The sequence below is a fragment of the Clostridium cuniculi genome (assembly GCF_004353185.1).
Lineage (GTDB): Bacteria > Bacillota > Clostridia > Clostridiales > Clostridiaceae > Clostridium > Clostridium cuniculi.
Map to the genome: position 1 here is coordinate 1 of NZ_SMUS01000018.1, position 25190 is coordinate 25190.

The window sequence follows — 25190 nt, forward strand, 5'->3', positions numbered from 1 at the left end:
CCTCCTTTTGTCTATTAAATTTGGCTGCGAACCTTTTTTAATTATTGACAAAAGGAGTTTTTTTATATACTCACCGCTTAAGCTACTCTGAACATACCTGCACAGCAGGTAGTATTCATTTATACAATAAAAAAAGACGAGTAATTTATACTCGTCTTTTGGTGGAAACAACAGGGATCGAACCTGTGACCCTCTGCTTGTAAGGCAGATGCTCTCCCAGCTGAGCTATGCTTCCAAATTAAAATCATGGTGACCCCTAGGGGAATCGAACCCCTGTTACCACCGTGAAAGGGTGGTGTCTTGACCGCTTGACCAAGGGGCCATAATCAACTTATTATTTAAACATTTTTTTCGCAACTTGCTTATTAAATATAATATATATTTAATATTATGTCAACACTTTTTAATATAATATTTTTATATAAAAATAAAAGCTGATAATAGACCTTAATTTATTATCAACCTTCATTAAGATATTAAACTATTTTTGAATAAAATATATATTTTCCCCATCACTTTTAATACTTATATCTCCACTACTTGTATAAAATGTTTTTATTTTATATTTATCTAATAAAGATACAAGCTTTCTATCTGGATACATAAAGTAAGAACAAGTTATAGCTGCATAACTTGGTGAAACTGACTCTAAAAAATTTCCTACTTCATCATTATATATTCCATGATGTGCCATTTTTAAAAAAGTGTATGTTCCAGTATTCTCTTTTATAAATTCTTTCATTCGCTCATCTTCAGCATCTGCTGCAAATAGAAATCTATATTTTCCATAATCAATTCCAACTATAATACAATAATCATTAGATTTATCATAATGCTCTTTAAGGGCTGGATATATTGTTATTTTTGCTCCATTTATATCAGTTACAATATTACTATGTAGTAATATTGGTTGTAGATTATTTCGCTCAACAGCTTCAATATAATTTTTGTATTGAATTGTACTTTTTTCATAATCAGCTTGAACTAAATTATTAATCTTAAAATTATCTAAAATAATAGGAGCCCCTCCAATATGATCTTTATCATTGTGAGTTAAAATTAAATATTCTATCTCTTCAACACCTTTAAAATTTAAAAATTCTTCTATTTTTGCACTATTTTCATAAAATCCACAGTCTATAACAATAAACTTTCCTTCACTCTCTATTAAAATAAAATCTGATTTCCCTGTACTTAATATATCTATTTCAAAAGGATGTTTAATTGTAACATCTGCATCTACCCATCTTTTACTATCACTTTTAATCTTTAAAAAGCTTATAATACTACAAATCATTACTAAAATAACTATAGTTACTCTGATTTTAGTCCTTTTTATTAAATTAATTCTCATACATATCACTTCTTAATTACTAATTTTTTTCTTTATATTATTATACTCTTTAATATATATATAAGTTATACATTAAAAGAAAATAACATTTTTAAAGATATGTTATATATAATCATTTTATTTTCATATAACTGACATAAAGTTGACATATTCATGTAATATAATCATATTCATAAAGAACAACACCAACCAATATAGTAGTGTTGTAATTAGTTAATATCATTCCCTTCACAAAAGGTATAGATTAGTTCCCCCTATTTCTAATCTATATCTTTTTTATTAATGTTCTTATACTATTATTAAAATCCTCATATAATTCACTTAAATATTTAAATATATTTTCATTATATTTTTTCTTATAAACCATCAAAACCTTATATCCAACCTTAACTACAAATTCATTATTTTTATCAATAAACTCTGAAATGCTATTATCACTATACTGTAAATTTCTAAGATATAATTTTTGAGTTAAAAGAGTTGTATGTATTATTAAGTCTCTTATATAATTATCACCTTTACTCTTATTTAAATACTCCCTACTAGTATCAATCAAATATTGATCATATCTTAATATTTTATTTACTAATTGCATTATTCCATCTTTTAACCTATAAGGAAAAATAAATTTATTAGCTAATAAAACTACTATTACTCCTATTATTACGTAAAAAATTCTATATATTAGTAATTTATTTAAACTTACTGATAATGAAGATATACAAATAGATGCCATAGCTGCAAATAATGAAATTTTATAATATTCTTTAAATCCATATAGTAAATATAATGATATAACTAGAATCAAAATAGTTATCCATTGTGTATGAAATAAATGTATTACTACCCCAGTAAATAAAATTGCTATAATATTTCCCTTTATTCTTTCTCTAGTTTTTGAAATTGTATCCTCATAATAAGGTTGCATAATTGACATTATAGTTATAATAGCCCATATAATCTTATAGTACCCTAATAACTCTGCTATAAATATAGAAAAGGTTAATGTTATTGCCATTCTCATAGCAAACTTAAATCTTATTGATGATGGAACAAAATATTCCTTAAATACTACTTTGGGTTTATCTAAGTAAGTTCTTTCCCATTCCTTATAAATTCTATCGGCCTCTCTACTGTCTAATTCTTTAGCTTCTTTAAGCTGCTCTACTATAGATGTTACTATAAGCAATATTTCATTAACTACATATGAGCTTTTTTTATATTTTTCACTTATAAATTTACTTTTATACATTACATCTTCCAGTTTACACTTTTTCTTAGAATACTTTATTATTAATTCAACTAATGATAAAAAATCTAACATTTGTTCCTTAGAGATTTTCTTTTCTTCATATTGCTCATATATATTTTTTAAATATATATTTAAATATTCTATGTTTAAATATAATTTAAACTGTATGGTGCCTAAATTAGTAGTAAGATACTTTTTATGTCGTGTTATATACACCTTATATACTAAATCCATCATTATTTTAGAGCAATTTTCCGTTAATTTTTCATCATATTTGTCATCTATAATATTTTCCATTTGTTTTTGTATGTTAAAAAAAGCAGAATTAACACTATTCCCCATTATTTCTTTACCATTACTTCTTTTTATATATGTTCCTGCTATAATGACCAATGCTCCAAAAACTACAGCTAATAATCTATTAGGCAATTCATAAATTGAAACATTGGCATACTGAGTAAAAACATAAAGCATTATAAATGGTTTATAAAACGTTGCATCATAGGGTGATGTTACAATATAAACCAGTAAAAATATTGCAACAAAATCAATTACAATTCCTGTCCATATATTTAATGCTGATATAAAAGCTATTAATACTATAAGCAAATCTAATGCTAATATTCTAACTATTCTATTAAGAGGTTTTACATAAAAATTTTGCCTTCCTATTACAGTAGAAGTTAATGCTATAGGAAATGCTAACATTACATTTTCACTTCCAAATAATATTCCAACCCCTAGCATAGTTATTACTGCAACAGTGCCGTTTCTAATCATTGATGTAACATTTAAATTATATTTTTCAACAAGATAATTAAGCATTTTCTCTCACCTTCTAATTAAAGCAATAAAATATTCTTTATTAACTTATCCTTATAAATACTTAACTATTCCTTAATATATATTATTTAAAGAAAAAATAAAATGTAAAGGATATATATTACTTATTTCCTTTACATTTTATTTTCTTTTCAAATCATCAATTTGCTTTTGCAACTCATCAATTTGCTTAGTTAATAACTCTATAGATTGCTTTAATTGATATATATCATCATTAAATTGTGTTGAATTTGACGAACTATTACTACTAGATTTTTTATTTTTATTTGAAGCTACATTAGTTTGACTTTCATCACTTGAAGTCGAACAAAAGGGGTTAGCTGCATTTCTGTAAATGGGACTATATATTCTTCCCGGTCCACCTTGATAATATTGTTGTTGAGCATTAAAGACCTCAATTGCTTGCCCTACTAATTGTAACCAGTTACCAACCACATTTTGAATATTAAATGGTAAATTACCTGCCATAACATTTCCCAGTAGCTCTCCTATTACTAATAACAGTTGTGGTGGAATATCTTGAAATCCTCCCGGAATATCACTACATGCTTCTCTCTGACCTTTAGTAGCATTTGCATTAGAATTACCAAATCTACAATTATTACATTGCTCTGAATCTTCTTGGCTATTATCATTACTATTATTTTTATTATTGCCTTGTTGCTCATATATATTTCTACAAAAATTTATTAAGTCATCAAAACTATTAAACCCATTTTGGTCCATTGTTTTTCCTCTGAAAAAGTTATTCAATATTATCTTACTCTTTAAAAAATTATTTGATACAATGCAATGATATATTTAAATCTGATAATCTTGAAAAAAGAACTTCAGCTATTGTTTTAGCTACTACTTACATAACGAACAATTTAGTTAAAATCTGAACCTGCTAAATATCCAGTTGAAAATGCCATTTGAAGATTATAACCTCCTGTTTCAGCATCAATATCTATAACTTCTCCTGCAAAATATAAATTCTTAATTATTTTAGATTCCATAGTTGAAGCATTAATTTCTTTTACCTTAACACCACCAGACGTAACCTGTGCAGCTTTTATAGATAAAGTTTCTCTGGCAGTAAGTTTCATTTCTTTCATATATTCTATTATTTTATTTTCATCTTCTTTTTTTAAATCACTAGACTTAACTTCTGTTAAATCTAACATTTCAAATACTACTTTTAAAAAGTTTTGTGGTAAAACTCCCTTTAAATTATTTAAGACAGTTTTATTTGGATTACTTCTTATTATTTGAGAAATTTCATCCTTAGACTTATCCTTTAAGAAATCTAAAGTGACTTCTACTTCACCTTCACTTAAAGCTTTGCTTATATATGAAGAAAGTTTTAAAACTGCTGGTCCTGATATTCCAAAATGAGTAAATAACATATCACCAAACTTTTCAATTTTTTTCTTTTTAAGCTTAGTTGAAACTACTACATCTTTCATAGCAACTCCTTGTAGTTTTTTCACAAATTCTTCTTTTATAACAAGTGGTATTAAAGCCGCATGTATTGGTGTTATTGTGTGCCCATGCTTCTCTAATATTTCATACATAGCTCCATCAGATCCGGTATGGGGAAAACTCTTTCCTCCTGTTGTTATTATAACCTTATCACCTAGTATCTTTTCTCCATAAGATGTTGTAACTCCTTTGATAGTGCCATCTTCAACTACTAAGTCACATATCATAGTGTTATATCTAACTTTTACTTTATTCTTTTCTAAATCATTTCTCAATAATTCTATAACTTCATCTGCCTTATCACTTTTTGTATATACTTTTTCATCAAGCTCAACTTTATATTCAAGTCCATTATTACTAAAGTATTCTAGAAGTGAATAGTTAGAAAATGTATATAAAGCACTATATAAAAACTTCTTATTATTTACTATTTTATCGAAAAACTCTTCTATATCTCTATTATTAGTTATGTTACAACGCCCTCCACCAGTAAGTCTTAACTTCATACCAATTTCTTTATTTCTTTCTATTAATGTAACTTCATTATTTTTTGCTGCACTAAGAGCTGCCATAATACCAGCAGGTCCTCCCCCAACAACTATAACTTTAGCCAAACTTGTCACCTCACTAAATTTCCTTTGTTTATTCACTCATTATATCATACTTTATAATTGTCTCCATAAGATTAAACTATAAAAATAAATTGTACTACACCAAACTCTTAGTGTAGTACTCCTTATTATTAAATAAATCAAACTTTTATTATAATTTTATCACCATTAGCTGAACTTATATTAACAATTTCAAGACCTTTATACTTTTTTAATTCCTTTTTGCAACTATTTATCATAGCTAAAATTATCTTTTTATCTTCCTTACTAATTTCTTTATTTGGAATTAACCTTACACCAATACTAACAAGGAATAATGGAACTGGAACCAATAGCTTTACATCTTTAGACTTTATCTTAACTTTCATAGCTATCTCCTATTCCACTAAAACTTTAACTTCATCTCCCTCTGCCGAAGTTATATTAACTATTTCACCCATAACTGCAGAATCTAAGGAATTACTTATTATATCCATTAATTCGTCCATATTAATTCCATCCATATTGTTAGACATCATAGGTAATTTACCAGTTGCTTTTATTATTGTCTTTATTACTTTAACTGGCAATTTTATCCTTACCTCATCACCTTCATGACTTTCAATATTCACCTTTAACATTTTATTATCATAATCTTTAACCACTATCATTTGTTCATTTTGTTGTTCTAATGCATCAATAAGCTCCTTTGCTTTATCAGCATTAAGCTTACCTTCTTCTACCATTTTCAAAATTCTCATAATCTCTTCATTCATTCTTTTCTACCTCCATTTATTCTTTTAATTTCTTTAACGCTTCATCTGCAGATATTTCTCCCTTTTCTAAAGCCTCTAAAATATCTGATTTTTCTTTTTTATTTTTTGCTTCCTTCATAACATCATATCCTAAGGCTAATATTACTTCATCAAGCTTTGCTCTAACAGTTGGATATGAAATTCCCAATTCTTTTTCAACATCCTTTATACTACCTCTACACTTTATGAATGTTTCTATAAAATAAAGTTGCTGTGTACTTAAATAATCAAACTTTGATAAACTAAATTCATTTTCTACAACTGTATTACATCCTGTACATCTTAACTTCATTACCTTAAAATTTTGATTACATACAGGACATTTACTTAAAACCTTATACATTTAACCAACTCCTATAAGTCTATATTAACATTACGACTTTATTTTGTAAATATAGGTGTATTAATAAAATTAATTTATTTATTAAAATAATTAATTTTATTTTTAAAATAATTAATTTTATTTATTTTATTATTAATTTTATTATAAAGATCTTATGTGAAAAATTTTTAAGAAATTGTTCGTTTGATTTTAATAAACCAATCCGATATAATTTATAAAATAGGTAATACATACTGCTTTAACTATCTAATTCCATTGGGTAATTTTATTACATCATATTGAAATAATTTATTTAAAAAGGAGATAATTATGGGATTAAAGAAGAAAATTTCGGCATTACTTATATGTGGTGCAATTATTTTAGGAAATGTAAGTACCGCTTACGCTGATGGTGCTAATGTTGTAACTTTAGGGACAAACCTATCTGCTGAACAAAAACAAATAGTTTTAGATTACTTTGGAGTAAAAGAAAATGAAGTAGTTATATTAGAAGTAAATAATCAAGAGGAAAGAAAGTATCTAGAGGGAGTTGCTACGGAAGCACAACTTGGTACAAGAACTTATTCTTGTGCATATGTACAACCAACTTCAAAAGGTAATGGCCTTAATGTTAAAACTGTAAACTTGACTTATGTTACATCTTCAATGATAGCAAGTACACTTACAACATGTGGAATTACTGATGCCAACGTAATTGCAATGACTCCATTATCAGGAGGAGTAAGTGGTACTGGAGCTTTAACTGGAATAATGAAAGCTTTTGAGGATGCTACTGGGGAACCACTTGATGAAACAAAAAAAGAAATTGCATCTGAAGAATTAGTTATAACTGGTGATTTAGGTGAAGATATTGGACAAGATAAAGCTACTGGTGTAATAAATGATATCAAGACGGAAATAATTAAAAATAATACTCAAGATACTATTCAAATAGCTGATACAATAAATAATGTTACTAATAATTACAATGTTACTTTAACACCTGAACAACAACAGCAATTAGAGAGTCTAATGACTAAAGTTGCAGAGCAAGATTATGATTATAAAGAAATGAAAGATGCTCTAAATAGTGTTAAAGATGTTGTTAATGAAAAACTTGACGAAATTGGTGAAAAAGTACCATCAAATTTAATTGATTCTATAAAAGAATGGTTTACTGGAATTGGCGATTGGTTTAGTGGTTTATTTAATAACAATGAAAAAGATTTAGGTATACTAGAAACAACTAATGATGACCTTTTAGGTGACAATGTTGTAATTGATGCAACTGATAAAGACGCTATAAAATTACCTACAGTTGAAGAAACTCAAGGATTCTTTGAAAAAATTTGGAATTGGTTTACTGGTCTATTTAATAATAATTCAGATAATAATGAACCAGAAAATAATGAAAATTCTATAGAACAAGTTGACTCTCCAGTTATAGAAGACTCTGAAAATACAGATTCGACTATACCAGTTGACGATAACTCAAATACAGAGGACACTACAAATTCTATAGAAAACAGTATAAATTCTACAGAAGATACAAGCTCTACAGAAGAAAATATGGACTCTTCTCAAGACCAAAATAATCCAATAGATAGTGAAAATATAAATAACTAAAAAATAAAAGAACTACTAACATTAAATCTAGTAGTTCTTTTTTTAACTATATTATCTAAATAAATAACATATTTATGATAATCTAACTATTGTTACTGTAGCTGCATTAACTATAACACTCTTAAGATCTTGAGTTAAATTAGTTAATCTTACAATATAATCATTCTCTGGACTTATTATTACACTAAGTGAAATACTATTATTATTTACATCTCTTGAAATTGATGCTATATGCCTACTACCTGAAATAAGCATACCATTAGCATTTGTTAATCCAAAAATAACATTTCTAATATCACTATATAATCCACAACCATCCTCATCAGTTGAATAAGATACTGTATATTTAACAAAATATGACTTATTTCCATCTAATCTTATATCAGTACTATTTCCAACATGATTTATGCTATCCCCTGTAATTTGATCTTCTGAGAAGCTTACATGATTTCCATATTCTACAGTTTGATTATCTCCTAATTCTCTAAACATTACTGCATAATCACTTATAGTTCCTGATGGTCCTGTAGCACCTGTAGCACCTGTAGCACCTGTTGCTCCTCTTGGTCCTTGTGGCCCAGTTGCTCCGGTTGCTCCTCTTGGTCCTGTAGCACCGGTTGCTCCAGTTGCTCCTGTTGCTCCTTGTGGTCCTCTTTCTCCTTGTATACCTTGAATACCTTGAACACCTTGTGGTCCTGTTGGCCCTATTGGTCCTTGTGGTCCTGTTGCTCCTGTTACTCCCTGTAAACCTCTTTCTCCTTGTATACCTTGTGCCCCTGTTGCTCCAGTTGCTCCTGTAGGCCCTGTTGGTCCTTGAACACCTTGTATACCTTGAACACCTTGTGGTCCTGTTGGTCCTATTGGTCCTGTTACTCCTTGTGCTCCTGTTGCTCCAGTTGCTCCTGTTGCTCCTGTTGCTCCTCTTTCACCTGCTGGGCCTTGTGGTCCTGTTGCTCCTGTTGCTCCTCTTGCTCCTGCTGGTCCTTGTGCTCCTGTTGCTCCTGTTGCACCTGTCGCACCTGTTGCTCCTGTTGCCCCTCTTGCTCCTGCTGCTCCTGTTGCCCCAGTAGCTCCTGTTGCTCCTGTCGCACCTGTTGCTCCTGTTGCCCCTCTTGCTCCTCTTTCTCCTTGTGCTCCTGTTGCTCCTCTTGGTCCTGTTGCCCCAGTAGCTCCTGTTGCTCCTGGACAACCTCTTGGTCCTCTTGGTCCCCTTGGTCCTCTTGGCCCTCTTGGTCCAACGCAACAACATTTACATTCATCATCACAACATTCATCATCCCAATATTCTTTAGATGAACATTCCATATTTTCATCTATATCATCTGAAAATAACTCTTCGTCTTCATATTCATCCATTTTACTTCTATTTAATCTGCTTTTTCTTAATCTATTCCTATTATTAGGATCATTCATTGAGTTATTATAGTAACGCATTTTATCCTCCCAATTACATACTAAATTTGTCATTTGCTCTGTCTATACTTTCATTTTATGTCGATTTTTTTTTATTGTTACATATTATTTAGATAAAATATCTCATAATGTTACATTTAAACTTTATGATATAATATTTAAATAATATATTAAGTATAAATTATTATAAGGAGATATATTTATGAAATTTTATGAAACCACTATTAAAGAAACGGAAATATATGCTGGTAACTATTTAAATTTAATGAATGTTCAAGTTGAATTACCTAATGGAAAATTATCTAATAGAGATATAATTAAACACCCAGGAGCTTGCGCTATAATTCCCTTTATAAGCGAAAATGAAATTATATTAGTAGAACAATTTAGAAAACCTTTAGAGAGGACTCTTCTTGAGATTCCAGCAGGAAAACTTAATAAGAATGAATCACCTATAACATGTGCTCATAGAGAGTTGGAAGAGGAAACTGGATATAAAGCTAAAGATATGATTTATCTAGGAAAAATCGCCACTGCACCTGGCTTTTGTGATGAAATAATTCACTTATTTAAAGCTACTAATTTATATGATGGTACAAAATCATGCGATGAAGATGAGTTTACAGATATAAAAAAGTTTACATTAGATGAAATGAAATTAATGATAAAAAAAGGCGAAATAATCGATACAAAAACCATCAGTATTCTATCTTATTTATAATCTATAAATAAGATACGCAGTAATAATAAAAGTATTTAATCCTCTTATTATTACTGCGCAAATTTAATATTTAAGCCTTAATATGTTATTCTCTGTAGCTAAATTTATAAAATTATATACAATTAAAATATCTTCAAAATCATTTTCTTCTAAATAACCAGTTAATTTACTACTAAAATGTCTTAAATCTATAACATGGACCTCTTCATAATTTTGAGTCAAAAATGGAACTAATGAATTTCCAAATGAATCTTTTATAACTAATATTTTTTTATTATTTTTAATATCTTTATTCTTTATTATAGTTAATGGATTATTTCCATATAAAAATAACGAATACTTATCTCTTAAAGACTCTTTCGAATAATCATATATAGAATCATATACTTTATCTCCCACTATTTCCATTGTTAAATTATTAAAATCATAATAAGTCATAATATCTGCCTTAATATTAAATGGTTTTGCTTTCGAATAATATGTTCCATAAAAATTAGGCAATTCTACTTCTTGAAAATTCTCAAAATCAACTCTATTTCCCTTAATTGAATCAATAAACTTACAATAAGCTAAATAAGCTCCATATGTTGTCCAGTGATGATCTGTTTTATAATAAATATAACTATTTTTATTATCTAATAATTCTTTCATTATATCTATATTGTTAGTAAAAGATGAAAAATCATATATTTCATTAATTATTTCTTCTTGCATAATTATAGGTGAACCCTTTGGTAAATTTTCTTTATATATTTCATATGAGTTTGGTACAATCATTAATGAAACTTTATCATGATACTTTTCTGCAAAATTATTTATAACTTTAACGTTGCTTTTTAATTTTTCCTCATTTAAAGAATTAAATTTTTCAAATAGTTCTCCATTACTCCCATATATTATTCCATTATTCTCAATTTTACCTAAAATATATTCATTAATTGATTTTAAGCTTATCCATTTATCTCTTAGCGGAAATTGATCATTAATATACTCCTCATAATCTTCTTGAAAACTTCCATCTAAAAATTTTTTTATTGAAAATGTAACACTTGTTTTTAAATTTCTATTTTCTAATTCTGAAAACTTTTTATCATTTTTAATTAAACTAACTATTGTCAATACTATAACTACTATAATAAAAGAATATAACAAATAATTTTTTTTCATATAATCACCATCCCTTAAAATCTAAAATATAAAAATGGATTATATGTAGCATCAACTAAATAAGCTATACTTATCAGAAATATAACCATTAAAATAACCGTCTTTAAGATGTCACTCTTAATAAGCTTATTATATATATTTTTTACCATAGGAGTTGAAAGTACTGTTGCAATTATAAAAGTAATCCCGTAATTTCTCACATAATATATCCATTGACTATTTTTACTTATGCTAAACATTTCTTTCAATAATATTTTTAGTTGCTCTAAATCAACTACTGCAAATATTGCCCATCCAAGCAATATAAAAAATATTGAATATATATGTGAAATTATTTTATGATTTTTTAAAAACTTTAATAAAACTGCTTTCTCTATACTAATTAAAATAAAGAAGTATAATCCCCACAGTATAAAATTGTAACTAGCTCCATGCCAAAATCCAGTTAAAAACCATACTATAAAAAGATTTATATATAGTCTTAATCTTCCTACTCTGTTTCCTCCTAAAGGTATATATACATACTCTTTAAACCAAGTTCCTAATGTAATATGCCATCTTCTCCAAAATTCAGTTATACTCTTTGATATGTATGGATAATTAAAATTTCTTGGAAAGTTAAATCCTAATATCTTACCAAGCCCTATTGCCATTAGTGAATATCCACTAAAATCAAAATATATTTGAAGTGCAAATGCTAAAACAGACATCCATGCTATTATTGTTCCTACTCCTCCAAAGCCTCTTCCTTCAATTTCAGACCAAAATGCACCTATGTTATTTGCTATAAGCACCTTACTTCCTAATCCAATTATAAATAACTCTATTCCATCTTGAATTTGTATTATATCTATCTTTCTATGTTTTAAATCAAGATTTATATCTGTATATTTAACTATGGGGCCTGCAATAAGTTGTGGAAATAAACATACAAATGCTCCAAAATTAATAATATTTTTTTCTGCCTTAACTTTCCCTAAAAATACGTCTATAGTATATGACATAGTTTGAAATGTATAAAAACTAATACCTAATGGTAATGTTATATTTACATATTTTAGAGATATTCCTAAAATATTATTTACATTTTCTATAAAAAAGTTAAAATACTTAAAGAAAAATAACATTCCTAAATTAAATATCATTGATATAGATAAAAGCAGTATACATATCTTTTTATTATTTCTACTTTTCTCTATTCCTCTACTAACCAAGTAATCTACAACTATTGATGCTACCATTATCAAAAAGTACTTAGGTTCACCCCAAGAATAAAATATTAAACTTACAAGCAGCAAGGTTAAATTTTTAAATTTAGTTGGAGTTAAAAAATATAAAATCATTGCTATAGGCAAAAATCTAAATATAAATAAAATACTACTAAAAACCATTTTTTCTCTCTTTCATCCGCCTCTTATTTTCCAATATTTTCATTAACCTCAGAGGCATTTTTTTAATATTTTTCTCTTATTAATTAGACTGTATTCCCTATGAATTTGTTCCTTATGCCATTTTTAAATATACATTCTGTAAATATATGTATTAACCTCAGAGGAAGTTTGTCTCTTTCTAACATGATATTTCCCTAAAAAACTTTATACAATTATAGGATTATATTAAAAAAGTAATTATATGTCCCAAAAGAAATTTATATAAACTTCTATAGGAATTATAATTACTTCTTTTATTTATATCTTCTATTAAAAGAATTAACCTTACTATGCTTAATCTATAGATATTTAGTATAATCACTTAATTTTAATGGATACTCTAATTTAGGTGGTTCTATCTTTAATTCTTTAAAATCTCTTTCGAATACACCTCTATTATATAAAATCTTTTCTGCTTCTCCGTTAAATGTTGATGCTAATTCATTAAAAAAATATGCACATTTTATTTTTCCTAGATTATAATAACAAACACATAATTGCAAGCTTGGTATCCATGTATAATAATCACTATTTGAAAGAGCCATATTATAACTATCAGGTCTTGAGTCTAATGCTACTCTATACCAAAATGCTGCCTGCTTAAAATTTTGTTTTTCCATATAATAATTTCCTAAACTACAAGCTACTTCAGCTGTTGGAGTATCTATCTTAAAGGACTCAAATGCAATATCAGGTATTCTCTCCTTATTATCTATTATATTTAATGCATTTATAATCCTTAAATATGCTCCCTTTACATCCTCTATCCAACCTTGCTTAGTGTCTATAAACTTTCTATATTGTTTTATAGCTTCATTATAATATTTATTATCAAATAATTCATTAGCATAATAATACATATCCCTAGGAGTAAACTTCTCGTTGTTTTTTTCCATATTCTTGAATATTTGAAGATTTCTATCTGTATATTCTTTAACCTTTCCATGCTCAATAGCAAAATTCCCCTCAAGTCCTTTTCCATAAACCTCTAAATATTCATGAACATTTCCTATCCAAACAAATCCACATTTTCTTCTAACTATTCTATTTCTTCTTAATGATGTAGTTACCTTACCATCATTACTTCTAGCTAGTATATATTCTGCGCTAACATAGTCATAACTATCATCCATATTTTCTAAAAGTGATTCTATTTTTTTAATATCGTCATCATTAATATAATCGTCACCATCTAACCACATTATATAATCGCTAGTTGCTTTACTAAATGCAAAATTTCTTGCTGCTGAAAAATCATTTATCCATTTAAAATCATATATTTTAGAATTAAATTTTGATGCAATTTCCTTTGTTTCATCCTTAGATCCTGTATCTACTATTATAATTTCACTTATAAATGATTTTACTGAGTTTAAGCATCTCCAAAGAGTTTTTGCTTCATCTTTTACAATCATACATAAGCTTAAAGAAACTTTTCTCTTCATGTATCTCCTTCATTAAAATAAAAATTAATGCACATATTATAATAAGAAACCTTATTATAATATGTGCATTGCTATCTAATTATTTAATACTTATATTTTTTCTCGCTAATGATTTTTTGCTTTATAACCTTAATGACTATACATACTATTATAATTATTCCTAGTATTACAGCTCCATATATCATAAATAAATCTTCAGGTAATGCATTTATTATAGGATCCATATTCTCATCAAATATCCAATAATCATTTTTAAAAAATATTTTATGAAATATTATAAAAGCTTTTGAAAAATCTATAATATATGCTGATACTAATACTATAAAAAACACAATTAAAATGTTTGACCCAGAATTAAGATTAATTATAATTTTTCTCATGAAATATTTGTTATTCTTAACTTTACAAACAATAGCATAAACTAAATTAACTATTATAAAAATTAAAGCTATAATAATTAGCGAAATAAAAATTCTTTTAACTTCATAAAAATGTATCTCACCATAAGGACTCATAGCAAAATTTTTAAATTTCAATGATTTTATAAATGGATTCTGAAGATAATTTATTAAACCACTATAATCACTCATTAAATTTTCTCTTGAAACTCCAGTAATATTAACCAAATCATATTTATCTATAATAAACTTATATATGAACCTAAGATTCAATGATATTATTGTGGCAATTGATATAATTGATATTGCAGTAAATATACTCCTTAATATTCTAAAAATAATATTAAAATATACTTTATCCCCACTATTTTTTCCCATAACTCCTCCTTTGAACTTATATTAATTTTAACATATTTATACTTATTTGTAATATAATTTATTATGTAAATAAAAAAATAGCAACTTTATATATGTTAAAGTTGCTATTTTTATACTTAATAAATATTTATTTACTTTATACTTTCTAAAAAACATTTATCCTTAACTCTTTTATCTCTATTATCAAAAGGATTATTTATAAGAGCCTTACAATATAAGCTTGGATAATTTCTGCTTAAATACTTCATATATTCAGCCCATTCTATTGTTAAATACTTATATACAGCCATTAAATCTTTTTCTATATGTTTTATTTCATATTCTTCAATTTCTTCACAATATCTTGTATCCAATTCTTCTTTTAGATGCATTATAGTCATTAACATTTCTGTAAATGTCTCATGCTCTAATAAATTCCCATTAGAAATTAAATTAATAAGTAAATCCCTATTATCATCTAATCTATTTCTTATATCCTTTAAATTTATCTTATCTATATTTATTTCATAATCATATTGAAGAATATCCTCATGTAATTTTGCAAAAGATTTGTCACACCATGTATCAGCAGTTATAGTTCTATGATTAGCCATAACCCCATGTGCATCTCCCTTTACTATATCAGATAATAGTTTTGTTCCAAGTTCAGTATAAAATAATCCTATAAGCATATTCAGTTTTTCTAATAAATGTTCCTTTTCTCTTCTTTCAAGCATTTTATCTATTACTATAGTAGTAAAAAATACTTCCAATGGAATAAATGCTATATCTGCAACTAAGAATATCATGGTATGATGTACATCCTTAAAAATTAAAACATGTACATAATGTAAAATTACAGACAATAATACAAGTCCAATACCTATTAAAATCGTTTCTTTTGTTCTTTTCTTCAAATTTTTCCTCCTTCTTAATTTATATAATCTTTTGTTTTTATTAAACTATTTTACTAATGTTTTATAGTATATCAGCTTGTTTTACTATAGTAAAGACTTGTATATTTAAGTTAATAAAAACACTGACTCAAATTACGTTGTAAAAATTAAAATTGAATCTCTAATTTTTAAACTTTACTCTGAATCAGTTTAATTTAGCGTTATTTTCTATAAACTATCACATATCATCATCTTCTTCTGAAGAAAATGAAAATACCTTTGAAGGATCAATTCCTAATTCCTCACAAGCTTCATTTAAATTACATCCTGTTTCATCCATATATTTTGCTACGTAAGCGTTAACATCAATTTGTGAATAAACATTTTCCATACTACATTCCTCCCTAATTTTTTAAATTAATACTTTCTTAAATTACATCATATATAATCAAGTAATTTATTTTATTATATATTTTGATTATTTAAAATATTCCTATATCACCCTTCCCCCATAAAATTTAGTATATTTTTACAAAAATTCTGATAATTATGATTATTCTATATTTTCTTATTTTTCCCTTCTAAATAGAATTAAATTTTATATAAAGTTTACAAAACTCACTTCTAACCAATATTATCCATAACCATTTTTAATATTATGATATAATATATTCTATATCATAATAACTACTTTAATCTTAGGACGGTGAAGGAATTGAAAATACATTTTGATAAAAACCTATTAAAATATTCACTATATGTTACTTTAACAGCCATTGCTATTTACTTAGCTTTAACTATCATGTCCAATATAGGTACAATTTTCACTACTACCTTTAATATTATTGGAGCTGGACTAAGCTTAATTAAGCCACTGCTTATTGCTATAGTTATAGCTTATCTACTATATCCTTTAACAAAAGGTATAGAAAATTTTCTTAGAACAAACACCCTATATAAAATAAAAAATCAATCTGTTAGAAGGGTAATTGCTATTGTAGCATCCTACCTTTTAATAATTGGAATTATATTAGCTTTACTTTGGGGTATTTATTTCATGATTGGTGGCCAATTATCTAAAAACACAACAATAACAAATATGATTTCAGATATATCTTCATATTTGAATACTAATTCATTTTCTACTTCATCAATAGAAAATACTTTAAAAAATCTCAATATACCTTTTATTGATAACTTACAACCTTATATAATTCAAATAGTTGATACTCTTCAAAAATATATTATGATTAATCTTGGAACTATGACTTCTAATATTATGTCTATAGGTAGTAATATTGCTTCTTTCTTTATAGGCATTATCATAAGTATTTATATACTTAAAGATTCTGAATACTTTATTGCCCTATGGAAAAAATTATATTATTTAATTTTTAGAGAAAGTCATGCTGGGAAAAAAATTTTAAAAACATTTAGGCTAATAAATGAAGTATTCTCAAAATTTATTCGTGGACAATTATTAGAAGCATTTTGTGTAGGTGCATTATCATCAATAGCTTTATCTATAGTTGGTATAGATTATGCTGTTGTAATAGGTCTTATCGCTGGTATTTGCAATATGATTCCTTATGTTGGACCTTTAGTTGGTACTATTTTAGCTGCAGTTATGGGATTATTAAGTGGCAGACCTATAAAGGTTGTTTATGCTATTATCTCTATGCTTGTTGTACAACAAGTTGATAATAATTTATTGGCTCCTAAAATAGTTGGAAATAGCGTTGGTCTTCATCCTGTATTTACTATGATGGCAATTCTAGTTGGTGGTAATGTAGGTGGATTATTAGGAATGCTACTTGCAGTTCCAGTTGCAGCTTCTATTAGAGTTTTATTTAATAAATGGTATGAAGAATATACAAACTCAAACTTAACAGAAAATTAGATATTTATCCATAAAACAAAAAAGTCTGAATTACAGACTTTTTTTGTTTTATAATATATAATTTTTCTAAATAAAAATTATAATACACAACTTAAAAGCATGGTAGCTATTCCACCTATAATTACTGTCTGTCCTATTTTTATATTATCAAGTTTCATAATAGCGTATAAAAATCCACCTATAACTAAAAATACACCAGCATATAATATTACATCAAAATATTGATTTAAATAACTCCTAGAAAGAAGAACACTAATAAGCATTACTCCTAATGTAACTACTACCCCATACCATTCTTCCCTAACCTTTTCTTTGCACTTATTCATTTTTCTCCCCATCTCCTTTATTATTTACCCCTAATTTATTATCTTTAAACTACTAATTAAAACGTATACTATAACACCATTTTACCATATTATTCCAATTGTTTGAATACATATTGTTTTTTTTGTAATAAAAAAATAAAAATCTCACTTATTAAATGAGATTTTTATTTTCTTATACTTAATTAAATATCTTAACTACTGTTTTTTTTCCATCGCATTTCCATTTAACTCTTTCTTTGCATTTATCACAAGTTATAATTCCATTAGCCTCACAACCTGGTTCCTCAAAAATTATTTCTCCGCATTTAGGACACAAAACATTATCCATAATTAATCTCCTCTTATTGTTAAAATTGTATTTGTATAATTTTATTATTAATCATATATCTATTATTATTCAATTATAATGAGTAATTTTTTAAATATATTTTTAATTTTTTGTAAAACTATGTTATAATTTGCAAATAGGAATAATTTACAAATAAATGCTATATTTTATTAATTATAATAATAAATGTATTGACATATTTAATAAATTTGTAATAAAATCACTATAAAGAATTTACGAATGTTTTTCTTTTTACCACTAATATTATTCGAGTTATAAAAGAGAGGATGTGAATTTATTTCGTAAATATTTATATATGTTGCGAAATTAAGCTTATGATTGATAATTTACTTTACACTATACCTAAAGAAAATCACACAAAAGAGCAAGTAAAAGAAATTCTATCTACCCATCCAGAAATAAAGTTTGTATCCTTTGTTGGTATTGACCTTTCTGGAAATGATACTGATGAAAAAATTCCAGTAAATTTATTTTTAGATGATTTAGACTCATTTTTACATGGAGTTGCAGTTCAAACAGATGGTTCATCAGTTGTTTTACCTGGAATTGCTACATTAAATAATGCAAAAGTAGATATGGTTGCTGATTTAAACTGTAAATGGTTTGTTGATTATAATTATGATTTTATTGATCATTCAACAAATAAACCTGTAGGTACTTTAAGAATACCTTGTTTCTTATATCACGATAATAAACCTGTAGATTCAAGAAATATCTTAAATAATGCAGTTAAAACTTTTAAAAATAATTTATGGAATATTTTCGAAACACATCCTGAAGTGTTAGATATTTATAACATAAAAAAAGATGACATTGATGAAATAGTTATAACTTCTGCTACAGAATTAGAATTTTGGGTTAGAACTCCAAATACTGATGCTGAACTTGAAGAATTATCTACTTCTCAAGTACTTCACGAACAATATTGGACAAGAACTAAAGGTAAAGTTCGTACAGCTTTAGAAGAAAGCTTGTTATTAATGGAAGCCTATGGTTTTGAACCTGAAATGGGACATAAAGAAGTTGGTGGAGTTAGAGCCAAATTAGATGCTTCTGGTAATTTTAATCATGTTATGGAACAAATTGAAGTTGATTGGAAGTATTCTGATGCAGTACAAGCTGCTGATAATGAATTATTCATAAAAATATTAGTTCAAGAAACTTATAGAAGATACGGATTAGATGTTACATTTATGGCTAAACCACTTGATGGCGTTGCTGGCTCTGGTATGCACGTTCATCTAGGAGTTAGCTTAAAACTTAAAAATGGTAAGAGAATAAACTTATTCCATACTACAAAAGATCACTTCTTAAGTGTTATTGGTTATGGTTCATTAATGGGTATTCTTAAAAATTATGAAGTTATGAATCCATTTATCTCTTCAACTAATAACTCTTTAAAAAGGTTAAAACCAGGATTTGAAGCTCCAGTTTGTATAGTTACCTCTCTTGGATTATCTCCAAGTAATCCATCTAGAAATAGATCTATACTTGTTGGACTTATTAGAGATTTAGCTAATCCTCTAGCTACAAGATTTGAATTGCGTTCTCCAAACCCTCATTCAAATGCCTATATAACTATCGCTGTATGCTATATGGCTATGCTTGATGGTATTCTTTATGCAGTAAATAATAATAAAACTGATGATGAATTATTAGCTGAGCTTTCTAAAGAGTATGGTGAAGAGGCCGATTACTTAGAAAAAAATAGAAAATACAGAGCTGAAGAGGATGTATTTGAAGACTTCACTGAAGAAGAAAGAAATAAATATTTTAGTAAAGCACCAGCTACAATTTATGAAAATATTAGTGCTTTAGATAAGTATCCTGAAAAAGTAGAAGTTCTAAAGAGAAATGGTGTATTAACTGATCAACTTATTAACAGCTTTAGAATGGCAACTATTCAAAGATGGAAAATGGAAATATCTCACAGAATAGTAAATAAGTTTACTTCTGAAATAAGAGCTTCTAAGTGCCTTCATGATTCAAGTAAAGCTCTTGATTTAGATTTGACTAACTGGATGAGAATTCACGAGTTAAGACTTTATATAATGAAAGATACTAATTCTACTAAGAGTCTTTTCACAAGACTTAAAGATGCAATTATTGAAGATAACTTATCACTTGCTTCTGACCTTTATTTAGAGTTAGAAGATAAAATGAGCTTATTAAGACATCTATACTCTTCTTATAAGAAGAATTTATTAGATATTTAGCAAAAAAATGAACTGCTACTTTTAGCAGTTCATTTTTTCTATTAATCTATATATTTTTATGTATTCTCTCCATATAGAATGTAATAATCATAGTCATTGCATAATCATAAATTAGGAAAATTGGCTGTGCTACTATCCATAATATTATAGATGCAATAGTTCTACCTGAAGTATCAAAAAATCTAGACATTAATACTTCTAATCCTGCTATTATATTTATTCCTAAAACATTCTGCATTATTATGAAACCAATTATAAATGCTATATTAAAGAATATAAGTTTAAGCACTATTTCTAACTTCTCTTTTCTTATTCTCTCTATAAAGTATTTAATTATTCCATATACCCCAAAGAATACAAAATATAAAAATGATATATTAATTGGAACTAAGAAAAATGCAATTAAACTAGATGATATATATACAAAAATAGATGTCTGAATATTACTTCTTATAATGCACACCGGTATTAAAGCTGATGCAATTGTTAATATTGCTAATGTACTTATTGGTAATATTGATGTTGCATACAATACTATAGTCGTTAATGCAACTAAAATACCACCAAGAGCTATATCCTTAGCCTTCATAAAACTCCCCCTATTAACAGCAACCTATAAGATCTCCACCAAAACATTCACATAATGAGTCTAAGCACCATAAATTCATACAACAATCACAAGTATCCATATTTCCATTTGAAGTTCTATATGTTTGACTATAACCTCTACCTCTTGATTGTAATTGGCTTAATGCTTGCCTATACTCAAAATTATTAGGATCCATAGTACATGCCCTTTGTATATTATTATAAGCTGATTCAAACCAACCCTTTGCCATCATAACATTTCCATATAAATAATACCATTCTGCATCTCTTTGCTTTATGGCATTAAGCTTTGATTCTGCTACAGATATACTTCTCATCTGAATAAGACTTCTTATCTCTGCATAAATAGCTGTATTACTACTATATGAATTAGATCCTGTATTATAACTTGCATTATATCCATTTGATGAAGAATTATAATTTGTATTTCCTCCACCATTTTTTAGCATATCATATGCCTTATTTACCTCAGCTAGTTTCTCTTGCGCCAAATCCTTTAGTGGATTATCTACATATTGATCAGGATGATATTGTTTTACTAGTTTTCTATAAGCTGATTTTATTTCTTCTTGAGAAGCTCCTGGCTTCACTCCTAATACCTCATACGGATTCATTTTAAACACTCTCCTTATCATCTGCTACCATTATAATTCATAAACCTTAAATATATCTTAATGTTTATTTTTCTTATCCTTGCAGTTACAATTATTAATTATTTTTTCGTATTTATCCATCATACCAAGACTAATTATATTTTCTAATATAGCTTTGTTCCTCTTTAAAGGTAATTTATCTAAAGCATATTTACAATTATATCCGCAATTTAAAATAGTAAATTCCATTCTTGGTTTAATTTCTTCTAATAATTCTTCATAACTTTTATTATCTTTATTATATAAATAATTTATTGGATTAAACTTATTTTTCTCTATATCTTCCTTTAAATCATCTAATGCATCTATTAAATATATCCATTTCCCAAGAGCATATCCTAAATCATAAAGTTCATATCTAAGCTCATCACAATCATCATCAACCTTCTCAGGATATAACTCTAAAATTTTAGCTACTATTAAACTAAAAGGATGTGAAATCTCATCTATTGATGAAAATTCTTTATTTTTCTCTAAATTAGATAGCATATTTAAATTTTCTTCTATTATATCATTAATCATAGTAACATTTCTGTTAAATTTTCGTTTATATGGAGCTAAAGCAGCACTTTCAAATTTACTTTTTAAACTCTTATCATCATTTACATCATCAATTAACTTATAATATACTAATGACACATTCATAGCTGCTGTATATTCTAATGCTTTATTATTTATAATCATAGGCTTATTCTTTAATGGATGAGCCATACACTTTTTAAATTCAATATTAGGCTCTTCATTATGTAAGGCATCTAAAAGTAAACCTAAAAAAGCCATATCATAATTTAAAGCTAATCTTGGAATATTTCCAAAATTATCTTTAATATGCATACATACACCACAATAATATCCCCTAAACATTTCATATTCTCTTATTTTAAGTTCAGGTTTAAGTGGAGTTACATAACCAAACAAATAATCACTCCTTTATATTTCTTATTTTTACATAAATTTAGTATAGTTTATTTACTAATATTAATCAATTTCTACTAATTAAAATTTTATTTATTATCTATCCATTAAATAAGAAATAGCCCCTTAAGGCATTACCTTAAAGAGCTATTTCTTATTTTAAAAGCTTCCCCCGCCACCGCCGTGAGTATTTCCACTACTTGATCTGTGAGTAGAACTTCCACTACCACCACTAGAATTATTTCTTTCAATTTTTGTTTTAGTAGTAAATGTATTTACAAAAGTATCTCTTCTTTTAGTAAATACTATAGAACTATTATCCACATAATTTACACTTGATACTGACTTTGAATTTTTATATGAATTCACTACAACTATACATGTTACTCCAGCCACTACAGCTGCAACTCCTAAGGCAATTAATACAATCTTTAAAGTATTTTCTTCCTCACTGTATGTGTATTGCCCTTCTGGTATCCCACTATCAATGTAATATTGTATATCCGTTAAAAATATATTACATGCATCAAAGTACTCTTCATTACGCAAATATTTACTTATATCACTAATAATAGAGTCTATTCTATTGTCAGTAAAATATTCTATTGCATCTCCACTAGTAGAAATCCATATTTTTCTATCATTCATATCTATTAATAATAATATTCCACTCTTATTATCTCCTAATCCATAACCATTATAATCATAATAATCATCTGCATAGTCCATAGTGTTTTTTCCTTGTAAATCATTTGTTGTAACTATAACTGCATCAATATTATAGCTTTCTCTAAACTTTTCAATATCCTCTCTCAACTTATCTCTTTCATCTTGTGATAAAAGTTTAGCCTCATCAACTACTGGATTTACATTAGCTTTAACTATAAAACTAAATGATAGTATAAAAATTAATACACTAATACAAGGTATAAACTTTTTCTTTAAATTCTTCATATAGTCATACCTCCTATGAATACTAATAAAAATACTATTATAAAAACAAGTAAAAATAATATAAATATTTTTACTTTAGATACAGGTAAAGCACCAAAAACTTTCCCTGTTTGTCCATTCATAGCAAAAATATAATTTTTACTTCCTAAACTATATGTCATCATCCATACAGGCATTAATGCATAATTACAAGAAGTTTTATTAAAGTTCTCATGTGTCCCTACAACATCAACAATTGAATATCCATTTATTGAATTTCTTAATATATCATTAGTTCCTAACCTTATTTTACTTTCTATTAAAGGTAAGACCTGTTCTTTTGTTTTATCATATTTCTCTGAAAAGAAGCCTGGTAAATATGCAATAGAAAATTCCTTAAACTCTCTAGAATCATATGGCTCTATACTTTCCATAATTTTATCATCCATTTTGCTTGATGCATTGCTAGGTACATTTTTAAATATTAGATTTGCTTCTCTATAAATATTATATATATCTGTTTTAGTATATTTATAATCTCCACTAACCCATGTTTTAATTTTTTTTCCTCTTGCACTCATTTGCCCAGTTACATTGGAATCAACTATCCAAAAAGGAATATAAATTCCTGTTATCTTTTCTAATTGTTTAGAAGAGGAAAACTCACTAGGTAAAAACCACTTCTTTTTGCTCCAATTTATAAAGTTCTCAATAGCCTTATCTTTATCTATTTTAAATGGAATAACTTTAGATGGCTTAAATTCTCCATTAAACTTATCACTTAAGACTACAGGTCCATGACAGTAGCAACAAAATGTAGCTGTAGTAGTATTATCTGCTACTATTTCAGCCCCACATCTTGGACAGGAATAAACTCTTGTTTTTTCTCCTATATTATCCCACTCTTTATTATAATTCTGTTCTAAATTCTCTTTGTTTATATGTTGATTATCTAAACCATTTAACCTATCTATCTCATCAACTGTAAATTCACTTAGACAAAAATCACATTTTCCTTTTTGTAACTCTGGATTAAACTTAATCTCAGCTCCACAATTAGGACACTTATATACAATAACAGCCATCTCTTTCCCCCTAATTTAATAATTTTTTATCTATAAAATTATACCATATTTTTTTACATTTTATTCAAAATACTAATTCTAATTTATCTTTTAAAACTTAACTTTCTTAGA

The 25190-nt window shown here is 26.8% G+C and carries 25 protein-coding genes and 2 tRNA genes; 4 read left to right on the forward strand and 23 right to left on the reverse strand.

The genetic code is table 11. The features are described 5' to 3' along the window. Window positions 1–159: 159 nt before the first annotated feature. The 9 genes from EJJ37_RS10405 to EJJ37_RS10445 form a co-directional block, all read right to left on the reverse strand. Window positions 160–235, reverse strand: a tRNA-Val gene (locus EJJ37_RS10405). Between the two features lie 12 nt (window positions 236–247). Continuing rightward, a tRNA-Glu gene (locus EJJ37_RS10410) sits at window positions 248–322 on the reverse strand. A gap of 159 nt (window positions 323–481) precedes the next feature. Further along, window positions 482–1354 carry a ComEC/Rec2 family competence protein gene (locus EJJ37_RS10415; protein ID WP_243124875.1) on the reverse strand — a complete coding sequence of 291 codons (873 nt, stop codon included), beginning with the start codon at window positions 1352–1354 and terminating at the stop codon, window positions 482–484. Window positions 1355–1619: 265 nt separating this feature from the next. Then, the gene (locus EJJ37_RS10420) at window positions 1620–3431 is read right to left on the reverse strand and encodes an FUSC family protein (protein WP_133015515.1); all 1812 of its coding nucleotides are present in this window, start codon (window positions 3429–3431) and stop codon (window positions 1620–1622) included. A 138-nt stretch (window positions 3432–3569) separates the two neighbouring features. Continuing rightward, window positions 3570–4175, reverse strand: a complete 606-nt coding sequence (locus EJJ37_RS10425) for a hypothetical protein (RefSeq protein ID WP_133015516.1) — start codon at window positions 4173–4175, stop codon at window positions 3570–3572. A 143-nt stretch (window positions 4176–4318) separates the two neighbouring features. Continuing rightward, the gene (locus EJJ37_RS10430) at window positions 4319–5527 is read right to left on the reverse strand and encodes a BaiN/RdsA family NAD(P)/FAD-dependent oxidoreductase (RefSeq protein ID WP_133015517.1); all 1209 of its coding nucleotides are present in this window, start codon (window positions 5525–5527) and stop codon (window positions 4319–4321) included. 137 nt (window positions 5528–5664) lie between these two features. Continuing rightward, a complete protein-coding gene (locus EJJ37_RS10435) occupies window positions 5665–5892 on the reverse strand; it encodes a hypothetical protein (protein WP_133015518.1) in 228 nt (75 codons plus the stop codon). 9 nt (window positions 5893–5901) lie between these two features. Further along, complete coding sequence (locus tag EJJ37_RS10440) at window positions 5902–6279, reverse strand: SHOCT-like domain-containing protein (protein WP_133015519.1); 378 nt, start codon at window positions 6277–6279, stop codon at window positions 5902–5904. 16 nt (window positions 6280–6295) lie between these two features. Further along, the gene (locus EJJ37_RS10445) at window positions 6296–6661 is read right to left on the reverse strand and encodes a DUF2089 domain-containing protein (protein WP_133015520.1); all 366 of its coding nucleotides are present in this window, start codon (window positions 6659–6661) and stop codon (window positions 6296–6298) included. Window positions 6662–6970: 309 nt separating this feature from the next. Between EJJ37_RS10445 and EJJ37_RS10450 the strand changes: the two genes are divergently transcribed. Continuing rightward, on the forward strand, window positions 6971–8266 hold the full coding sequence (locus tag EJJ37_RS10450) for a DUF1002 domain-containing protein (RefSeq protein ID WP_133015521.1): 1296 nt from the start codon (window positions 6971–6973) through the stop codon (window positions 8264–8266). 72 nt (window positions 8267–8338) lie between these two features. Here the strand turns inward: EJJ37_RS10450 and EJJ37_RS21040 are convergent, their stop codons facing one another. After that, entirely contained in the window at window positions 8339–9571 is a 1233-nt protein-coding gene (locus EJJ37_RS21040) for a collagen-like domain-containing protein (RefSeq protein WP_133015588.1), read from the reverse strand. A gap of 310 nt (window positions 9572–9881) precedes the next feature. On the opposite strand from EJJ37_RS21040, the gene EJJ37_RS10460 reads away from it, so the two are divergent. Next, complete coding sequence (locus EJJ37_RS10460) at window positions 9882–10400, forward strand: NUDIX hydrolase (protein WP_133015522.1); 519 nt, start codon at window positions 9882–9884, stop codon at window positions 10398–10400. Between the two features lie 63 nt (window positions 10401–10463). Here EJJ37_RS10460 and EJJ37_RS10465 read toward each other — a convergent pair whose 3' ends face one another. The 6 genes from EJJ37_RS10465 to EJJ37_RS20220 all read right to left on the reverse strand — a co-directional run bounded on the left by EJJ37_RS10465 (window position 10464) and on the right by EJJ37_RS20220 (window position 16484). Beyond that, entirely contained in the window at window positions 10464–11567 is a 1104-nt protein-coding gene (locus tag EJJ37_RS10465; protein WP_133015523.1) for a DHHW family protein, read from the reverse strand. Window positions 11568–11581: 14 nt separating this feature from the next. Then, entirely contained in the window at window positions 11582–12958 is a 1377-nt protein-coding gene (locus EJJ37_RS10470) for an MBOAT family O-acyltransferase (RefSeq protein ID WP_133015524.1), read from the reverse strand. A gap of 338 nt (window positions 12959–13296) precedes the next feature. Then, complete coding sequence (locus EJJ37_RS10475; RefSeq protein WP_133015525.1) at window positions 13297–14442, reverse strand: glycosyltransferase family 2 protein; 1146 nt, start codon at window positions 14440–14442, stop codon at window positions 13297–13299. 83 nt (window positions 14443–14525) lie between these two features. Continuing rightward, window positions 14526–15218 carry a TIGR01906 family membrane protein gene (locus EJJ37_RS10480; protein ID WP_133015526.1) on the reverse strand — a complete coding sequence of 231 codons (693 nt, stop codon included), beginning with the start codon at window positions 15216–15218 and terminating at the stop codon, window positions 14526–14528. Window positions 15219–15349: 131 nt separating this feature from the next. Next, window positions 15350–16114: a hypothetical protein gene (locus EJJ37_RS10485; RefSeq protein WP_133015527.1), complete on the reverse strand. Its 765-nt coding sequence runs from the start codon at window positions 16112–16114 to the stop codon at window positions 15350–15352. A 217-nt stretch (window positions 16115–16331) separates the two neighbouring features. Further along, window positions 16332–16484 (reverse strand): hypothetical protein, encoded by a 153-nt coding sequence (locus tag EJJ37_RS20220; RefSeq protein ID WP_166484738.1) that lies wholly within the window; start codon window positions 16482–16484, stop codon window positions 16332–16334. Between the two features lie 324 nt (window positions 16485–16808). On the opposite strand from EJJ37_RS20220, the gene EJJ37_RS10490 reads away from it, so the two are divergent. Further along, window positions 16809–17993 (forward strand): AI-2E family transporter, encoded by a 1185-nt coding sequence (locus tag EJJ37_RS10490; RefSeq protein WP_133015528.1) that lies wholly within the window; start codon window positions 16809–16811, stop codon window positions 17991–17993. A 77-nt stretch (window positions 17994–18070) separates the two neighbouring features. Here the strand turns inward: EJJ37_RS10490 and EJJ37_RS10495 are convergent, their stop codons facing one another. Together EJJ37_RS10495 and EJJ37_RS20225 are read right to left on the reverse strand one after the other, a co-directional pair. Then, window positions 18071–18319, reverse strand: coding sequence for a hypothetical protein (locus EJJ37_RS10495; RefSeq protein ID WP_133015529.1), 249 nt, complete (start codon window positions 18317–18319; stop codon window positions 18071–18073). Window positions 18320–18497: 178 nt separating this feature from the next. After that, window positions 18498–18647 (reverse strand): hypothetical protein, encoded by a 150-nt coding sequence (locus tag EJJ37_RS20225; protein ID WP_166484739.1) that lies wholly within the window; start codon window positions 18645–18647, stop codon window positions 18498–18500. A 335-nt stretch (window positions 18648–18982) separates the two neighbouring features. On the opposite strand from EJJ37_RS20225, the gene EJJ37_RS10500 reads away from it, so the two are divergent. Beyond that, window positions 18983–20884: a type I glutamate--ammonia ligase gene (locus tag EJJ37_RS10500; protein ID WP_133015530.1), complete on the forward strand. Its 1902-nt coding sequence runs from the start codon at window positions 18983–18985 to the stop codon at window positions 20882–20884. A gap of 46 nt (window positions 20885–20930) precedes the next feature. Here EJJ37_RS10500 and EJJ37_RS10505 read toward each other — a convergent pair whose 3' ends face one another. The 5 genes from EJJ37_RS10505 to EJJ37_RS10525 all read right to left on the reverse strand — a co-directional run bounded on the left by EJJ37_RS10505 (window position 20931) and on the right by EJJ37_RS10525 (window position 25079). Beyond that, a complete protein-coding gene (locus EJJ37_RS10505; RefSeq protein ID WP_133015531.1) occupies window positions 20931–21473 on the reverse strand; it encodes a YybS family protein in 543 nt (180 codons plus the stop codon). 13 nt (window positions 21474–21486) lie between these two features. Continuing rightward, window positions 21487–22107: a J domain-containing protein gene (locus EJJ37_RS10510; protein ID WP_133015532.1), complete on the reverse strand. Its 621-nt coding sequence runs from the start codon at window positions 22105–22107 to the stop codon at window positions 21487–21489. Between the two features lie 57 nt (window positions 22108–22164). Continuing rightward, the gene (locus EJJ37_RS10515) at window positions 22165–23064 is read right to left on the reverse strand and encodes a DUF5685 family protein (protein ID WP_133015533.1); all 900 of its coding nucleotides are present in this window, start codon (window positions 23062–23064) and stop codon (window positions 22165–22167) included. Between the two features lie 156 nt (window positions 23065–23220). After that, complete coding sequence (locus tag EJJ37_RS10520; RefSeq protein WP_133015534.1) at window positions 23221–24015, reverse strand: TPM domain-containing protein; 795 nt, start codon at window positions 24013–24015, stop codon at window positions 23221–23223. Continuing rightward, on the reverse strand, window positions 24012–25079 hold the full coding sequence (locus EJJ37_RS10525; RefSeq protein ID WP_133015535.1) for a TFIIB-type zinc ribbon-containing protein: 1068 nt from the start codon (window positions 25077–25079) through the stop codon (window positions 24012–24014). The genes EJJ37_RS10520 and EJJ37_RS10525 overlap by 4 nt, the downstream gene beginning before the upstream one ends. Between the last annotated feature and the right edge of the window lie 111 nt (window positions 25080–25190).

Excerpts from the sequence above, each read along its gene's own strand:
- EJJ37_RS10415 (WP_243124875.1), bottom strand. The coding sequence starts at position 1,354 with ATGAGAATTAATTTAATAAAAAGGACTAAAATCAGAGTAACTATAGTT.
- EJJ37_RS10420 (WP_133015515.1), bottom strand. The coding sequence starts at position 3,431 with ATGCTTAATTATCTTGTTGAAAAATATAATTTAAATGTTACATCAATG.
- EJJ37_RS10425 (WP_133015516.1), bottom strand. The coding sequence starts at position 4,175 with ATGGACCAAAATGGGTTTAATAGTTTTGATGACTTAATAAATTTTTGT.
- EJJ37_RS10435 (WP_133015518.1), bottom strand. The coding sequence starts at position 5,892 with ATGAAAGTTAAGATAAAGTCTAAAGATGTAAAGCTATTGGTTCCAGTT.
- EJJ37_RS10440 (WP_133015519.1), bottom strand. The coding sequence starts at position 6,279 with ATGAATGAAGAGATTATGAGAATTTTGAAAATGGTAGAAGAAGGTAAG.
- EJJ37_RS10445 (WP_133015520.1), bottom strand. The coding sequence starts at position 6,661 with ATGTATAAGGTTTTAAGTAAATGTCCTGTATGTAATCAAAATTTTAAG.
- EJJ37_RS10450 (WP_133015521.1), top strand. The coding sequence starts at position 6,971 with ATGGGATTAAAGAAGAAAATTTCGGCATTACTTATATGTGGTGCAATT.
- EJJ37_RS21040 (WP_133015588.1), bottom strand. The coding sequence starts at position 9,571 with ATGGAATGTTCATCTAAAGAATATTGGGATGATGAATGTTGTGATGAT.
- EJJ37_RS10460 (WP_133015522.1), top strand. The coding sequence starts at position 9,882 with ATGAAATTTTATGAAACCACTATTAAAGAAACGGAAATATATGCTGGT.
- EJJ37_RS10465 (WP_133015523.1), bottom strand. The coding sequence starts at position 11,567 with ATGAAAAAAAATTATTTGTTATATTCTTTTATTATAGTAGTTATAGTA.
- EJJ37_RS10470 (WP_133015524.1), bottom strand. The coding sequence starts at position 12,958 with ATGGTTTTTAGTAGTATTTTATTTATATTTAGATTTTTGCCTATAGCA.
- EJJ37_RS10475 (WP_133015525.1), bottom strand. The coding sequence starts at position 14,442 with ATGAAGAGAAAAGTTTCTTTAAGCTTATGTATGATTGTAAAAGATGAA.
- EJJ37_RS10480 (WP_133015526.1), bottom strand. The coding sequence starts at position 15,218 with ATGGGAAAAAATAGTGGGGATAAAGTATATTTTAATATTATTTTTAGA.
- EJJ37_RS20220 (WP_166484738.1), bottom strand. The coding sequence starts at position 16,484 with ATGGAAAATGTTTATTCACAAATTGATGTTAACGCTTACGTAGCAAAA.
- EJJ37_RS10495 (WP_133015529.1), bottom strand. The coding sequence starts at position 18,319 with ATGAATAAGTGCAAAGAAAAGGTTAGGGAAGAATGGTATGGGGTAGTA.
- EJJ37_RS20225 (WP_166484739.1), bottom strand. The coding sequence starts at position 18,647 with ATGGATAATGTTTTGTGTCCTAAATGCGGAGAAATAATTTTTGAGGAA.
- EJJ37_RS10500 (WP_133015530.1), top strand. The coding sequence starts at position 18,983 with ATGATTGATAATTTACTTTACACTATACCTAAAGAAAATCACACAAAA.
- EJJ37_RS10505 (WP_133015531.1), bottom strand. The coding sequence starts at position 21,473 with ATGAAGGCTAAGGATATAGCTCTTGGTGGTATTTTAGTTGCATTAACG.
- EJJ37_RS10510 (WP_133015532.1), bottom strand. The coding sequence starts at position 22,107 with ATGAATCCGTATGAGGTATTAGGAGTGAAGCCAGGAGCTTCTCAAGAA.
- EJJ37_RS10520 (WP_133015534.1), bottom strand. The coding sequence starts at position 24,015 with ATGAAGAATTTAAAGAAAAAGTTTATACCTTGTATTAGTGTATTAATT.
- EJJ37_RS10525 (WP_133015535.1), bottom strand. The coding sequence starts at position 25,079 with ATGGCTGTTATTGTATATAAGTGTCCTAATTGTGGAGCTGAGATTAAG.